The sequence below is a fragment of the Streptomyces sp. NPDC058289 genome (assembly GCF_042880975.1).
Taxonomy (GTDB): Bacteria; Actinomycetota; Actinomycetes; order Streptomycetales; family Streptomycetaceae; genus Streptomyces; species Streptomyces stoeckheimensis.
Window position 1 is genome coordinate 13,033 of sequence record NZ_JBHVYI010000077.1, and the last position, 14,181, is coordinate 27,213.

Annotated in this window: 12 protein-coding genes, 1 other RNA gene and 1 pseudogene; 4 read left to right on the top strand and 10 right to left on the bottom strand. The window is 73.0% G+C overall.

From position 1 onward, the window contains the following. Positions 1-292: 292 nt before the first annotated feature. Positions 293-694: RNase P RNA component class A (gene rnpB, locus ACFVX6_RS30615), an RNA gene on the bottom strand. Between the two features lie 78 nt (positions 695-772). On the opposite strand from rnpB, the gene ACFVX6_RS30620 reads away from it, so the two are divergent. Both ACFVX6_RS30620 and ACFVX6_RS30625 read left to right on the top strand, forming a co-directional pair. Next, positions 773-1,549 carry a MerR family transcriptional regulator gene (locus ACFVX6_RS30620; RefSeq protein WP_389696941.1) on the top strand — a complete coding sequence of 259 codons (777 nt, stop codon included), beginning with the start codon at positions 773-775 and terminating at the stop codon, positions 1,547-1,549. Next, entirely contained in the window at positions 1,546-2,394 is an 849-nt protein-coding gene (locus ACFVX6_RS30625) for a hypothetical protein (RefSeq protein WP_389696943.1), read from the top strand. The genes ACFVX6_RS30620 and ACFVX6_RS30625 overlap by 4 nt, the downstream gene beginning before the upstream one ends. Before the next feature lie 162 nt (positions 2,395-2,556). On the opposite strand, the gene ACFVX6_RS30630 is transcribed toward ACFVX6_RS30625, so the two are convergent. From ACFVX6_RS30630 to ACFVX6_RS30655, 6 genes are all read right to left on the bottom strand, one after another. Next, positions 2,557-3,153 carry a hypothetical protein gene (locus ACFVX6_RS30630; protein WP_389696945.1) on the bottom strand — a complete coding sequence of 199 codons (597 nt, stop codon included), beginning with the start codon at positions 3,151-3,153 and terminating at the stop codon, positions 2,557-2,559. After that, complete coding sequence (locus ACFVX6_RS30635) at positions 3,150-4,322, bottom strand: MAB_1171c family putative transporter (RefSeq protein WP_389696947.1); 1,173 nt, start codon at positions 4,320-4,322, stop codon at positions 3,150-3,152. The genes ACFVX6_RS30630 and ACFVX6_RS30635 overlap by 4 nt, the downstream gene beginning before the upstream one ends. 1 nt (position 4,323) lies before the next feature. Next, positions 4,324-5,025: a hypothetical protein gene (locus ACFVX6_RS30640; RefSeq protein ID WP_389696949.1), complete on the bottom strand. Its 702-nt coding sequence runs from the start codon at positions 5,023-5,025 to the stop codon at positions 4,324-4,326. A gap of 177 nt (positions 5,026-5,202) precedes the next feature. Further along, complete coding sequence (locus tag ACFVX6_RS30645) at positions 5,203-5,715, bottom strand: XRE family transcriptional regulator (RefSeq protein ID WP_389696951.1); 513 nt, start codon at positions 5,713-5,715, stop codon at positions 5,203-5,205. 655 nt (positions 5,716-6,370) lie between these two features. Then, positions 6,371-7,279: a helix-turn-helix domain-containing protein gene (locus ACFVX6_RS30650; protein WP_389696953.1), complete on the bottom strand. Its 909-nt coding sequence runs from the start codon at positions 7,277-7,279 to the stop codon at positions 6,371-6,373. 353 nt (positions 7,280-7,632) lie between these two features. After that, on the bottom strand, positions 7,633-9,072 hold the full coding sequence (locus ACFVX6_RS30655; RefSeq protein ID WP_389696955.1) for an RNB domain-containing ribonuclease: 1,440 nt from the start codon (positions 9,070-9,072) through the stop codon (positions 7,633-7,635). 115 nt (positions 9,073-9,187) lie between these two features. Here ACFVX6_RS30655 and yaaA point away from each other — a divergent pair, with 115 nt between their 5' ends. Then, positions 9,188-9,988, top strand: a complete 801-nt coding sequence (gene yaaA / locus ACFVX6_RS30660; protein ID WP_389696957.1) for a peroxide stress protein YaaA — start codon at positions 9,188-9,190, stop codon at positions 9,986-9,988. Between the two features lie 496 nt (positions 9,989-10,484). Here the strand turns inward: yaaA and ACFVX6_RS30665 are convergent, their stop codons facing one another. Further along, positions 10,485-11,234: a bifunctional DNA primase/polymerase gene (locus ACFVX6_RS30665; protein WP_389696959.1), complete on the bottom strand. Its 750-nt coding sequence runs from the start codon at positions 11,232-11,234 to the stop codon at positions 10,485-10,487. A 137-nt stretch (positions 11,235-11,371) separates the two neighbouring features. After that, positions 11,372-12,064: a TetR/AcrR family transcriptional regulator gene (locus ACFVX6_RS30670; RefSeq protein ID WP_389696961.1), complete on the bottom strand. Its 693-nt coding sequence runs from the start codon at positions 12,062-12,064 to the stop codon at positions 11,372-11,374. A gap of 97 nt (positions 12,065-12,161) precedes the next feature. Here ACFVX6_RS30670 and ddaH point away from each other — a divergent pair. Next, positions 12,162-12,998 (top strand): annotated as a pseudogene (ddaH, locus tag ACFVX6_RS30675) (dimethylargininase); the annotation flags it as partial. 123 nt (positions 12,999-13,121) lie between these two features. On the opposite strand, the gene ACFVX6_RS30680 reads toward ddaH, so the two are convergent. Further along, a complete protein-coding gene (locus ACFVX6_RS30680) occupies positions 13,122-14,126 on the bottom strand; it encodes a small ribosomal subunit Rsm22 family protein (protein WP_389696963.1) in 1,005 nt (334 codons plus the stop codon). Between the last annotated feature and the right edge of the window lie 55 nt (positions 14,127-14,181).

Below are 14,181 nucleotides of genomic sequence, written 5' to 3' on the forward strand. Positions count from 1 at the left end.
GGTACGACGAAGCCCCCCCCCGGATTCAGGGGCCGGCGGGGGCTACGTCGGCGGGGCGCCCGTCACTCGCGGTGCCGCAGCCGACCTGCCGTCATCCGGCAGGGGGGACGCGCATCGGGGGTGGTTGATGCAGCTGAGGTTGCTCACGCTTGATGACGCGAACCACCCCAGGCCTGCCCCCCTGTATGGGTACCTCTCACCTTCGAGGGAGGGGAGGCACCCTTTTGGCCGCGACCGCGCCGGGGCACAAAAAAGCTCCCCTGACTGCGTTTCCACAGCTCAGGGGAGGAGGCAGACGAGCCGGCCTGTACGCCGGGTTCTGTCACCCGGTGACCTTGCGGTCGCCGGGGAGACGGCCATCCATCTAGGACCGGCGTTGCCGCCGGCCTCGTGCGGTCTACCCGCGAACTCGGGCGGGCAGCCCTCGAACGTTCGCGCAGGGCCGTCCGAAAACGGCCCCTCTTGACCTTGCTCCGGGTGGGGTTTACCTAGCCGCCTGAGTCGCCTCAGGCGCTGGTGGTCTCTTACACCACCGTTTCACCCTTACCGGGGGCCGAAGCCCCAGGCGGTCTGTTTTCTGTGGCACTGTCCCGCGGGTCACCCCGGGTGGCCGTTAGCCACCACCCTGCCCTGTGGAGCCCGGACGTTCCTCGGCGGGATCCGGGGATCCCGACGCGGCCGCCCGGCCGACTCGTCTGTCGTGCCGCCCATCGTACCGGCTGCGTCATCACGGCTTGACCTTGACGCAACGGCAGGGTTTCTACTGGAACCCATGCGGATCGGAGAGATCGCCGCGCTCGTCGGGGTCACCACCCGGGCGATCCGGCACTACCACCACGTCGGCCTGCTCCCCGAGCCGGACCGGCGCCCCAACGGCTACCGCGCCTACAGCGTGCGCGACGCCGTCCGGCTGGCCCGGGTGCGCCGGCTGACCGAGCTCGGGCTGAGCCTCGACGAGGTGCGCGACGTGCTCGCGGACGACGCGGGGCGCGAGCTGGCCGAGGTACTGGCCGAGCTCGACGCCGACCTCGCCCGCCAGCAGGCCGAACTGGCCGAGCGCAGACGGCGCCTCGCCGTCCTGCTCGCCGCCCCGCCCGGGGAGGCCGAGCCGGTCTCGCCCGCCCTCGCGGAGCTGCTCGCCAAGGCGCCCGCGACGGCCTCGCCGTCGGCCGCGCTCGACCGCGAGCACCTGAGCCTGCTGGACGCCTCGGGCGCCGTGGGGGAGGAGCTCTACGCGGTGCTCGGCGCGGTCGCCGCCGATCCGGCCGTGCTCGCGCTGTACGAGCGGCTCGACGAGCTCGCCGACGCGGACGGCGACGACCCCCGGATCGGGCCGCTCGCCGCGGAACTGGTGGCCGCGGTACCCGCCGAGGCGTTCGCGGCGATGACGGCTGCGGCCACGGAGGGGCCCGGCGGCCCGCAGCCGGTACCGGGCTTCCTGGAGGCCCTGCTCGCCGAGTACGCCCCGGCGCAGGCGGAGGTCGTCCGCCGGGTGATGGAGGCCTTCACGGACACGTGGGCCACGCAGACGAAAAGGGGCCGGGAATGAGCGCGATACGCGCGGCACGGATCGGGGTGGCCGCCGTGCTCCCCATGGAGCCGGCCCTGATGGTGTGCGTGGCCGCCGGAGTGCGCCCGCCCGGCTGGGCCCTCGCCGTCGCCGAGGTCATGGTGCTGGGCGTCCTCGTCCTCGAAGCCGGCGTCCTGTACTCCCTGTACGCCGCCGCCCGCGCCCGCGGCGCCGACCCCGGCACGGCCCGCCGCGAGGCCGTACGGGCCGTGGTGCCGGTGACCGTACGCCGCCTCGTGCTGCACGAGCTGCGCGCGTCCGCCTCGCTGGCCCGGTGGGCGCTGCGGCGGCCGCCGCACGGGGTGCGCCCCGGGGACCACGCGGCTCCGTACACCGGACCGCAGACGGCCATGATGTACGGCTTGGTCTTCGTGTCGCTGATCGAGACGGTGGCGCTGGCCTTGCTGATCCCCTGGCCGGCCGTGCACCGCGTGGTGCTGATCCTCGACGTGTACGGGGTGCTCCTGATGCTCGCGCTGCACGCCGCCTGCGTCACCCGGCCGCACGTGGTGAGCCCCGACGGGACCCTGCGCATCCGCTACGGAGCCCTCTTCGACCTGACCGTCCCGCCGGACGCGGTGACCGCGGTCCGGGTGGACCGGCGCTACCCCGAGGGACGGCTCGTCACCCTCTCCGAGGACGGGGTGCTCGACCTGATCGTCGGCAGCCAGACCACGGTCACCGTGGAACTGGCCCGCCCGCTCGCCTTCCGCCGCCCGCTCGGCGCCCGCGCCGAAGCCCGCGTCATCCGCTTCCACGCGGACGAGCCCCGCGCGCTGGTCGGAGCACTGGTCGAGGCGCTGCGGCAGCCCACACCCCCGTGATGGGCTGCCGCAGCACCATCTGTGTGCGCCGAGCGTGACAAGCCGGTGCGCGTCTGTCTTGTCGAAAACGGCACGGCTCGAAAACGACGCCGCCGACGGGACGGGCGGGGCGGGGGAGTTGCGGGGGGCGGGCTGCGCCGCCGGGTACGGCTGGGACGGGCCCTAGCGGATCAGCCCGAAGGTGGAGGCCGCCACGGCCGCGCCCACCGCGGTGCCCGCGAGGACCTGGGCGAGGGTGTGGTCCTTCAGCTCGACGCGGGACCAGCCGACGACGGCGACCAGCGGGTACGCGAGCAGCAGCCAGGGCCCGTAGGTCATGGCGAGCATGGCGACGCTTCCGGAGGAGACGGCCGCGTGCACGCTGATCTTCCAGGCGGGGGTCACGGCGAGCAGGGCCGCGAGGGTGACCAGCATGGCCGCGATCAGCGCGATCATCGTGCGAGGGGAGCCGAGGAGCGCCATCAGCAGGATGCCGGTGGCGACCGAACCGATGATGAACACCATCACGACGATGCGCTGTTGGCGCTGGCCGACGTGCCGGTCGGCCCAGCGGCCGCGCCGGATGCCGTACTTGATGAAGGCGAGCGGGATGACGGCGGCGAACAGGCAGCCCAGGAGTCCCCAGCCGATCCCGGTGAGGCCGGCGGTGTGCCAGCCGATCAGGAGGGTGTCGGCGATGATCCAGGTCTTGGGATCGAGCCCGTCGGTGATCAGGCGGGCGGATCGGGACTCGGCGGGCTGGGTGAGCGTGGCGGTCACGCCGTGGCCTCCTGGTTGGTCGTGGTGAGGAACTCGTCGGCCACGGCGGAGTGGTAGATCCGGGCGAGCTGGATGAGTCGCAGTACTTCGGTGGTGAAGTCGAGCTCGTCGATGCCGACGGTGGCCGCAGGCTCCTGGGCGCCGCGCAGCGGCAGGACCCCGCGGGCCTTGCGCTCGCGGGCCGCCCGCATCCAGAGGGCTTCGGCCGCCGGGCTCGTCGCCGGGTCGAACCCGGCCTCCAGGGCGGCGCGGTGCGCGCGCTCGCGGACGTCGTTGGCGGTGTACGCGTCCAGGGTCAGGGCGGCGTCGCGGATCTCGATCACCCGCCGGTAGAGCCGCAGGCGCGGGCTGCGCAGGAGGCCGGTCTTCAGGACGATGTCGGGGGTGACCGTGGTCAGGTCCAGCCAGAGCGGCTGGAGCTGCCGGTGGTGGCGGCCGTCCTGGACGGTGCGCCAGGCCACGCCGAAGGCGGGGATGCTGCTCCCGATGAGGATGAAGCCGATCGCCAGGTACTTCAGGGCGTCTGTGACGTTGTCGACGGCGATGTCGCTGGTGTCGTCCGTGAGGCCCGCGAGGCGGGTCGCGATGTACCCGGCCCGCATCAGGGTGTAGAGCACGCCGACGGCGGTTCCGATGCCCATGAGGCGGACGCCGGTCCGCAGCCACAGGGCGCTGGCGTGCCGGGCGCTGCCCCAGAACAGCCAGGTGGCGGTGGCCATGGCGATGCCGAGGTAGACGACGAAGAGGAGGTAGTAGACCGTGGCCCAGCCGTTGCCGGCGGTCTCCTCGAAGAAGTCGGTCATCTCGTGGGGCCGCGGGACGAAGAACGCGAAGAGCACCGCCATGGCCGTCATCGCGGTCAGGGCGGCGTAGTGGCGGGCCCGCAGCCGGCGGCCGGTCTCCGGGCGGGCGATGGCGACGACGAAGTCGACGACCGCGCCGGCCGCGATCATGCCCAGCCAGTGCTTGACGAGGGTGGAGAGGTTGTTGACCCCCGCCCAGTCGTCCAGGGTGCGCATCACGCCGGGGAGGCGGAGCGTCATGGAGACGGTCAGGGCGGCGAACGCCGTCCACAGGGCCCGCTGTTTGACCGACCGGACGGCCGAGGGGGCGCGCCAGACCGTCACCGTCCAGAGCATGACCAGGATGGCGATTTCGAGGTGTTTCACTTCACGACCACGTGTTTCGAACGGGGTGCCCGAGGGCGTCATGGAGGCGTACGAGACGGTCCTCGGCCTCACTGTCACTGGAGGTCGACTGCGTCGTGTCGTAGCGGCCGGCCCGCTCGTGGATGAGCGTGGCCAGTGTCTCCGCCTGCCGCTCCTGCGGGCTGGCGAACTTGCTCCGCCCCATGAGGTGCGCCAGGCGGTCGATGTCGAGGCCGAGTTCCTCGTCGATCGATTCGGTCATGCGGGCCACGTTCCGGATCCGGGCCGCCTCGGTGCGGATGATCGAGGCCACGGGCAGCTCGGGGCGGTCGATCCCGGAGACGGCCGTGTGCGTACGGGTCAGCAGGCGCTGGAAGTGCTCGGAGGCCCGGGCGATCTCCCGGTCCGACGGCTGTTCGGGAATGTCGAGTTCGGGAGCGACATGGCCGAGCAGCATGTGCGAGATCTCGTGGAGGACGATCTGGACCTTGAGGATCTCGGCCGCGACGGCGTCGTAGAAGACGAGGTCGGCGACGTCCAGGCCGAGCCAGATCCCGCAGGGCAGGGCCGGGTCGGGGGGTCCGTCGAGGGGCAGCAGGATGAGCGGCCGGCCGCGCTGCGCGGCTATCCCCTCGCAGAAGGCTTCGAGGTCGAACGGCCGGGGTATGGCGAGCCGGTCGGCGACGGCGGCGCACTCCGCGTCGGCGCGCTTCCACCAGCGCATGGTCGCCCTCCCCGCCCGTCGTCGCCCAGTCCGCACACCTGATCGGGTTTGAGAGTAACCGGAAGCGCAGCAGGGGCTTGCTGAGGGCGGATCGGTGGCCGGAATACGGCTGCCAGGGTGAGGCGCGTGGCTGATTCGCGCCTAGGGGGTGCCCGGCCTGACCGGCAAGACGCCCCCCTAGGACTCCTTGCCGCGGCGGCGGCGGGGCTTCACATCCGGAAGCCCTTCGGCCTTCCGGAGCTGCTTGATCAAGCCGGTCACGGAGCGCATGGAACCGGCGGACAGCCCGCTCAGCCGGAAGGCTGCGGCCTTGACCTGTTCGTCCTCGAGGACCTGGGCGAACTCGTCGGCCGCGGCGGCCTTGCCCATCTCCTCGCGCAGCCGCGCGATCCGCTCTTCGATCCGCTGCTCGATCGCCTGGGCGTTCTCTCCGTCGGCCAGGTATCCGACGGTGACGCCGAAGAAGTTGGCGATCGCGCGGATCGAGTCGATGCCCGGGTTCGGGTTGTTGTTCAGGCGGATGGTCTGGACCGTGCCGTGCGAGACGGAGGGTCCGGACAGCTTCTTGGTGCCCTCGGCGATCTCCTGGTACGTGTACGGACCACGGCCCGCCGGGTGGATCGTCTCGATCAAGAAGCCGAGGCGGTCACCCATGGTGGCCCGCCGGCCGGTGGGGGTCTCCTCACCCATCACCGTCACTGCTCCCGTCTACTGCTGGATCTCATGGTCCAGTACTAAATCACCAGCATTATCTACCTGCCTAGATGGCTTTCGCCACACAGTGCAACGAACTGCGTCTACCCAGCTAGCGGACCCAGTGGAATGTGACCCACGCCATATTGCCGCCAGGGCGCCCCGCGGGACCTTGACAGGGCATGCGTGCGGCGGCGTATCTTCGTCCAGCCGTCTAGCGCACTAGATGGCTCGGCGCTCAACTGCTCGACGCACAGCGTCTAGCCGACTGAGTGGCCGAGCCCGTGGGCGGGGGCGGAAGGGGGAGGAGTCGCGATGCCGTCACGGCGGCAGGCTCCAGGTGCAGGACCAGGGGGTCGGAGCGCTCGCTCGTGGGCTGGGGTACGGGGGTCCTCAGCCCTGGGCGGGCGCACCGCTCGTCGACGGGAGCCGACGCCCGTCGGCGGGGTCCGGCGGAATCCAACGGGGGAGCCGCCGCCGGACGGTACGGTCCGGCTGCGACCCGGGACGCGATCCGAGGCGCGCCCCGGGTCGCGATCCGGCGGCGGTACGTGTCGGGATCTGGCGGCGGTACGTGTCGGGGATCCGGCGGGGCCGCACCTCGGGATCCGGTGGGGCCGCGGGCGGGAATCCCGCGGGGCCCATGGCCGGCCTAGCCGGCGGTCAGCATCACGCTGCTGACGCGGCCCGCCATCCGGTCCAGTGCCGAACCCGGCGCCAGCCCGCCCCGCAGCAGGACGAACCGGGACGGCGGCAGCCCCGTCATCGCCTTCACCTCGCGGCTCAGGTGCGCCTGGTCGTGATAGCCGCACACCGCCGCCACCTGCGCCGCCGCCGTTCCCGCCGCCAGCATCCGCAGCGCGTGCTGCAGCCGGAACACCCGGGCCATGGCCTTGGGGGACAGGCCCACCTGCTCGCGGAACCGCGCCCGTACGGTGCGGGCGCTCCACCCCGTCGCGGCGCTCACCCGGGTCAGGGAGCGGGTGTTCGCCCAGAGCCCGGAGAGGGCTCCGTCGACCTCGGGCGCGGGGGAGGGGCTGCCGTCGAGGCGGGCGCAGAACAGTGCGTCGAGCAGCGCGAACCGCTCCGTCCACGAGGGGAGCGCCTGGAGCCGTTCGGTGAGGTGGCGGCCCTGCCGTCCGAGCACCTCCACCAGGTCCACGTGGGCGTCCTCGAAGTGCCACATCGGGATGCCGAACAGCCGGTAGCAGCCCTGCGGGGTCATGTTCACCTCCAGCCCGTGCACGACCCCCGAGTGCACCCCGATCGCCGGCACCGTGCGCGGGCCGCTGATCATCGCCCGGGCGGCGGGCCGCAGTCGGGCCGCGGCGAGGTCCTCCGTACGGGAGACCCACAGGCCCTCGGAGAAGCTGAAGACCAGCGTCACGCAGCCGGTGGGCAGCTCCAGTCGGCGCCTCGGAGCGGTGAACTGGGTGTGGAAGCCCGTGTAGTTGATGATCAGCGGTCTCAGTGCGGCGGCCGGCGGGCGGCGGCGGGCCGATCTGCTGCCCGTGGCGGCGGCAGGCATGGTGCATACGTCGAAGGCGTCGACCGATCCCATGTCCGGTCCCTCTCCCCGCTGTTGCGCGGCCGGTGATACCGCGCGGTCGGCCGATGATGGCAGGCCGCGGGGCGCGATGACCAGAGCGGTCCGGCAGTGGATCAGGTCCGCGGCCCCTGCCTGCGGTCCGGGCCGTGAGGTCAGGAGCCGTGCTGAAGCCCGAGAGGTCAGGAACCTCGGCAAGCAGGAGGAACGGGGTCACATGGAGGTGCCGGCCGCCCGGAACGACCACCACCGCGAGCGCCTCTTCCACCGCCGGGAGCGCGGCCGCGGGATCGCCGCCGCTGACCTGCGCCCCTGGGGCGGGGCGGGGCGGGGCGTCCGCCGGCGACGCCCCGCCCACATCTGCCGGCCTAGACCGGTGCGAAGAGCACCTTCGCCCGGCCCGGGTCCGCCTCCGTCAGCCGGACCGTGATCCGCTCGCCCAGCGGCAGCTCCGTCGTGGACTCCACGCGGCCGATCACCGCCGGATCCTCCAGGTGGACCGTGCCGACCAGCGGCTCCCGGTCCTTGACGTCGATGACCGTTGCCTCGAAGGTCTCGCCGACGCGGTCCTTGAGCAGCGCCGCCTCCACCAGGTCCACGGACTCCCGCTCCGCGGAGTTCGCCAGCCGGGCGCCGTCCGACATCTCCTTCGGCAGGGCGTCGAGCGCCTCCAGCGCCCACCCGGGGGGTTCGATCCCGGCCACGGCGGCCACGCACAGTTCGCCCGTGTACCGGTCGACGAGCCGGCGCAGCGGCGCGGTGCAGTGGGCGTACGGGGCCGCGACCGCGGCGTGCAGGACGGGGTCCGGGGTCCGGCCACCGGTGAAGACCGTGTAGCCGGCGCCGCGCAGCAGGGCCGTGCACTCCTGGAGGAAGGCGGCGTGGGCGGGCCGGTGCGGATCGAGCCCGCGCACGAGCTCCGCGTACGGGACGTGGTGCGGCCACTCGATCCGCAGGGCCTTCGCCGCCCGGCGCAGCCGCCCGACGGCTCCGTCGGGGGCGGTCGGCAGGGTCCGTAGGATGCCGGTCCCGGCGGCGAGCATCAGCTCGGCGGCCGCCATGCCGGTCATCAGGGAGATCTGCGCGTTCCAGCCGTCGGCCGGGAGCGGAGCCCGGTAGGCCAGGCTGTACGAGCCCTCGTGCTCGACGATCTCCTGCTCGGGCACGTTCAGCGAGATCCCCCCGCGCTCCGCCTCCAAGGCCTCGCGCAGCCGTCCGATGTCCTTCAGCAGGGCCAGCGGCTCCTCGGCGGTGCCCGCGTCGATGGCCTTCTGGACGCCGTCGTAGTCGAGTTTGGCCCGGCTGCGCACGAGCGCGCGGCGGACGTCGGTGCTCTCCGGCCGCCCCTCGGCGTCCAGGTCGAGCCGCCACAGCAGGGCCGGGCAGGTCTGGTCGGGGAGCAGGCTGGCCGCGCCCTCCGAGAGCACGGCCGGGTGCAGGGGGACCTTCTCGTCGGGGAAGTAGAGGGTGGTGACCCGGCGGTGGGCCTCGGCGTCGAGGGCGCCGCCGGGGCTGACGTAGGCGGCGACGTCGGCGATGGCGTAGTGGACCCGGTAACCGCCGGAGGGGCGCTTCGCCAGGTGCATGGCCTGGTCCAGATCGCGCGAGGTCGGCGGATCGATCGTGAAGAAGGGGATGTCGGTGGCGTCGAAGTCCGGCAGGCGTGGGCTGCGTACCGCCCGCTCGGCCTCGGCGAGTACGGGCGCCGGGAACTCCTCCGGCACCTCCAGCTTCGTCCGCAGTTCACGCAGCGCGGCCCGCAGGGCAGCCCCGTCTGCGCCGGTCATGATCATATGACGGCGTGGCATGAGCCGAGCCTAGGGGGTGTCATGCCGATCGGGCCGGGCGGCACGGCGAGCCGTCTACCCTGGTCGGGGGCCGCACCCCCGCCGCTGTGCCGTGCCCGTCCGAAGGAGAACCACCGTGCTCGTGCTGCTGCCGCCGTCCGAAGGAAAGGCCGCCGGCGGCTCCGGCGCACCGCTGAAGCCGGAGACGCTCTCGCTGCCGGGGCTGGCCGCTGCCCGCGCCGCGGTGCTGGAAGAGCTGGTCGAGCTGTGCGTGGGCGACGAGCTGAAGGCCCGCGAGGTGCTCGGCCTGAGCGAGGGCCTGCGCGGTGAGGTCGCCAAGAACGCGGAGCTGCCGACGGCGGTCGCCCGCCCGGCGGGTGAGATCTACACGGGGGTCCTCTACGACGCCCTGGGCCTGTCGACCCTCACGCCGGCGGCGGCGTCCCTGGCGGCGGAGTCCCTGCTGGTCTTCTCGGGCCTGTGGGGAGCGGTCGGCGTTGCGGACCGCATCCCCTCCTACCGCTGCTCGATGGGCGTGAAGCTGCCGGGGCTGGGGGCGCTGGGCGCGTTCTGGCGCGAACCGATGGCCTCGGTGATGCCGGAGGCGGCGGGCCAGGGCCTGGTCCTGGACCTGCGGTCCTCGGCGTACGCCTCTGCGTGGAAGCCGAAGGGTGAGGTGGCGGGGCGCACGGCCACGGTCCGGGTCCTGCACTCCCAGATGGTCGACGGGGTGGAGAAGCGGTCGGTGGTGAGCCACTTCAACAAGGCCACCAAGGGCCGCCTGGTCCGCGACCTGCTGTCGGCGGGCACGGTCCCCGCGTCCCCGGCGGAGCTGGTGACGGCCCTGCGCGACCTGGGCTTCACGGTGGAGGCCGAGGCCCCCGCGAAGCCGGGCAAGGCCTGGTCCCTCGACGTGGTCGTCACCCAGATCCACTGACGCGGATCCGGCGGGGGCGCCCCGCTGCGCGTGGGGCCGGTGCCGGGGGCGGGGTGGGGTGCCGGCCTGGACCGCATGATTTAGGCGCCCTGTGCCCTACGTGGACAGGGCGCGGCGTGCTCTCGCGCCACACATCACGCTCTACGTCCCGGCCAACACCCCACCCCGCCCCCGTCCCCGGCCGCAGCACCCAGGATGCGCCCTCGGCCGGGGTGTGGTCTTTTCAGCCGTCCGGCGTTTGAGGACCGGGGTCTGGGGCGGAGCCCCAGGGGGTCCGGGCGCAGCCCCGGACCCTTCCCTTTCAGCCCGTCCGGCGTTTGAGGACCGGGTCAGGGCGGAGCCCTGGGAACGGTGGAAGGGCGGGTAGGGGACTTCGCCCCGCCGTGCCACCCACACCGCACGGGAACCCGGACGCCCAGGGCAAGGCCCTGGCGGCGCCGGCCCAAGCCCCAGGTGGCGCCGGGTCAGTGGGCCAGTCCTTCCGGGCGGAGCCCGGTCAGCGGCCCAAGGGCCAGGCGACCGTGGCGGGGGCGTGGTCCGAGGCACCGGCGTAGGTGGCGCACGCGTCCGTGAGGGTTTCCAGCAGGGTCAGCGGATCGACGAGCGGATGCTCCATGCCGCGGAGCCAGGTCACCGCGAGGTCCCCCGGCAGTGCGGCCGGCGGCACCAGTACGTAGCTGCCCCGGCAGTGCCAGCGCAGTCCGGGGTGCTCGTCCATCGTCTCGGGGTGGCAGTCCAGTTCGCAGGGCCACCACTCGTCCTCGTCCTCGGGCGTACCCCGGGTCGCGGTGAAGAAGAGCATCCTGGCCTGGTCGCCCGTACCGCCGGACTCCGCGACCGGGCCGACCTCGATGCCGGCGGCCAGCAGGCGTTGCAGCGCGCTGTGGCCGGCTTCCAGGGGGACGTCCAGGACGTCGTGGACCATGCCCGTCGCGGTGATGAAGTTGGCCGCGGGCTGGTTGCGGGCCCAGCGTTCGACCTGCGCGCGGTCCGTCGTGGACTGCGTCTGCCAGGCGAAGGAGACGGGGTGTCGCGCGGGCGTCGGACAGCCGATCCGGTCGCACGAACACCGGTAGCCGGCCGGATGCGCGGCGGGCGAGATCGGCAGACCCGCCGCGGCCACGGCCAGCAGCAGGGCTTCTCGTTCGCGCGCGGGGTCCTCGGCGTCGGGTTTGGGCTTGCGGCGCAGCCACTGGGAAATCCTGCTCTGCTCGCCGCGTTTGACGCGGCCCGACTCAGACCCCATCTATCCCCTCACCTACACCGTTGCCCCGGCAGACCCTCACATGTTCCCACCATCCTGGTCGCCGGGTGACCGCACCCCCCGATCAGGACTCCCACATAACCATAGAAATCGGCCATATGTTCTCGGCCATCAGGGGGTCATGACTTATCCCACCCCACCCCGGTCCCGCCCAGCACCGCGTCCACCAGCGCATCCGCATACGCGTGCGTGAGCGGCGCCGTGCGCATCAGCCAGCGGTACGTCAGCGGTCCGACCAGCATCTCCACGGTCAGCCGCAGATCGGTGTCCGGTCGGAGCTGCCCGGCCTCGCGGGCCGCCCGCAACCGCTCCTCGTACAGCGCGAGCTGGGGCTCCAGCAGCCGCTCGGTGAAGCGTGCCCCGAGCTCGGGATCGGTGGCGCCGGCCGCCGTCAGGGCGCGCACGGGGGCCGCGTACCGCTCGTCGGCGAACTCGTCCACCGTCGCCCGCATGACGGACTTCAGGTCGGCGGCCAGATCCCCGGTGTCGGGGAAGCCCCACGCCCCCTCGGACTGCGCGTCCCCGGCGAGCGCGAGCGAGGCGTCCAGCAGGACCGCGGCCTTCGACGGCCACCAGCGGTAGATGGTCTGCTTGCCGACTCCGGCGCGGGCGGCGATGGCCTCGATGGTCAGCTTGTTGTAGCCGACCTCCCCCACCAGATCGAGCGCCGCGTCCAGGATGGCCCGCCGCGAGCGGTCGCTGCGGCGCGTGGCGTCCGGGGGCCGGGGGGCGGAGGCGGCGCCGGCGCCGGATGCGGGACCGGACCCGGACTCGGGTCCGGCGCCGGGAGCAGGGAGGGGGCTGGAGCTCATTTCGGCAACTTATCAACCGTGAACCGCTCGTCTTTCAGCCGTTCAGGAAACCACCCAATCAGTTCACTGCGCGGTTCCCGCCGAGGAGGGACGATTCTCTTCTCATCACCGTGAGGAGCCTTCATTGCGCAGAGACGCCACACCCCGGCGTTACCTGATGTGCCCACCCGCGCACTTCAAGGTCACGTACTCCATCAACCCGTGGATGGACCCCACGAAACCGGTGGACCTGCCCCTGGCCATGGCCCAGTGGGAGGACCTCCGCGACCGCTACCTCGCCCTCGGCCATACCGTCGAGACCCTCGTCCCCGACCGCGGACTGCCCGACATGGTCTTCGCGGCGAACGGCGCCCTCGTCGTCGACGGCCGGGTGCTGGGCGCGCGGTTCGCCTACCCCGAGCGGGCCGCCGAGGCGGAGATCCATCTCGACTGGTTCCGCGAGCACGGCTTCCCCGACGTCCACGAGCCGTCCCACGTCAACGAGGGCGAGGGCGACTTCGCCGTCACCGCCACCTACATCCTGGCCGGCCGGGGCTTCCGCTCCAGCCCGCTCTCGCACGACGAGGCCCAGGAGTTCTTCGGCCGCCCGGTCATCGGTCTCGACCTGGTCGACCCGCGCTACTACCACCTGGACACGGCCCTGTCCGTGCTCGACGGCGACGAGGTCATGTACTACCCGGAGGCCTTCTCAGAGGGCAGCCGTGCGGTCCTGCGCCGGCTCTTCCCCGACGCGCTGATCGCGCAGTCCGAAGACGCGGCCGCCCTCGGACTCAACGCGGTCTCGGACGGCCGGCACGTGCTGCTCCCGCAGGAGGCGACCGGACTCTTCGCCCCCCTGCGGGCGCGGGGGTTCGAGCCGATCCCGATGGACCTGGGGGAGCTGCTCAAGGGCGGCGGCAGCGTGAAGTGCTGCACGCAGGAGCTGAGGCCCTAGGCCGCCGGCTCTTTCGGGTACTACCTGGCCCCGACGGGCCCGGGCCGCTCCGGCCGGCTCGGGCCCCTGGCCGGCTGAGGCCCTACGCCGGGTCAGGCCGCTGCCGCCTCAGGCCCCCGTGGCTCAGGCCTCCTGCGGGGGCGGCCACTCCTGGCCCCAGTCGGCGTCCCGCGCGGCCTTGTACAGGTCGCCGTGGCGCTTGGTCACGTTGACCCGGGTCTGACCCTCGGTCTCGGGTCCGCACAGCTCCAGCAGGACCAGCCCCTTCCGGATCTGCGGCCTGCGCGTGATCCGGGAGGCGGCCGGCTCCACGGGGAAGCGGGTGGCGGCCACGTAGCTGAACTTCTCGTCCTCGTACGAGAGGGAGCCGCCCTTGACCTGGCGGTGCAGCGAGGACCGGCTGACCCGGGCCGAGAAGTGGCACCAGTCCTTGCCGACCTCGATGGGGCAGGCCCCGTCGTGCGGGCACGGGGCGGCGACCTGCAGCCCGGCCTCGATCAGCTGGTCGCGGGCCTCGCGGATGCGCAGGTACCCCTCCGGCGTGCCCGGCTCGACCACCACCACGGCCCGACCGGCCCGCGCCGCCTCGGCGACCACCTCGCGGCGGGCCTCCGGGGTCAGTTCGCCCAGGACGTACGAGACCGTCACCAGGTCCGCCCCGGGGAGCGTCATCCCCGCCCCGATGGCGCTCTGCCGCCACTCGGCGGCCCGCAGCGTGGGGGAGGAGGAGGCCGCGGCCAGCTCCTTGCCGAGCACCAGGGCCGGATCCGCCCAGTCCAGTACGGCCGTCTCGCGCGGCCCGCCCCAGATGGCGTCCGCGGCCCAGGCCGCCGCGCCGGTGCCGCCGCCCACGTCCACGTGCGAGACCGGGGACCAGCCCGGGGCCGCCGCGGCGAGCCCGTCCAGGGCGGACCGTACGGCCTCGAAGGTGGCGGGCATCCGGTACGCCGCGTACGCGGCCACGTCGGAGCGGTTCCGCAGGACGGGGGTGTTGGTGGGGATCTGGCCGCGGTAGTTGGCGATCAGCCGCTCCACGGCGGCCGTGGCCTGCTTCTGCGGGAGGCCTTCGAGCAGCCCGGCGAGGGCGCTGCGCAGGGTTTCGGCGGTGGTGGTGGCGGTGTCGTTCACCCGCCAAGTTTACGGGGGCCGGGGGCGGGGCCGGGCCGGGGACGAAGCCCCGGCC

What these genes read in the sequence shown, in the direction of transcription:
- ACFVX6_RS30670 (WP_389696961.1), bottom strand. Translation starts at nt 12,064, where the DNA reads ATGAGCTCCAGCCCCCTCCCTGCTCCCGGCGCCGGACCCGAGTCCGGG.
- ACFVX6_RS30665 (WP_389696959.1), bottom strand. Translation starts at nt 11,234, where the DNA reads ATGGGGTCTGAGTCGGGCCGCGTCAAACGCGGCGAGCAGAGCAGGATT.
- ACFVX6_RS30625 (WP_389696943.1), top strand. Translation starts at nt 1,546, where the DNA reads ATGAGCGCGATACGCGCGGCACGGATCGGGGTGGCCGCCGTGCTCCCC.
- ACFVX6_RS30645 (WP_389696951.1), bottom strand. Translation starts at nt 5,715, where the DNA reads ATGGGTGAGGAGACCCCCACCGGCCGGCGGGCCACCATGGGTGACCGC.
- ACFVX6_RS30655 (WP_389696955.1), bottom strand. Translation starts at nt 9,072, where the DNA reads ATGCCACGCCGTCATATGATCATGACCGGCGCAGACGGGGCTGCCCTG.
- ACFVX6_RS30640 (WP_389696949.1), bottom strand. Translation starts at nt 5,025, where the DNA reads ATGCGCTGGTGGAAGCGCGCCGACGCGGAGTGCGCCGCCGTCGCCGAC.
- ACFVX6_RS30650 (WP_389696953.1), bottom strand. Translation starts at nt 7,279, where the DNA reads ATGGGATCGGTCGACGCCTTCGACGTATGCACCATGCCTGCCGCCGCC.
- ACFVX6_RS30620 (WP_389696941.1), top strand. Translation starts at nt 773, where the DNA reads ATGCGGATCGGAGAGATCGCCGCGCTCGTCGGGGTCACCACCCGGGCG.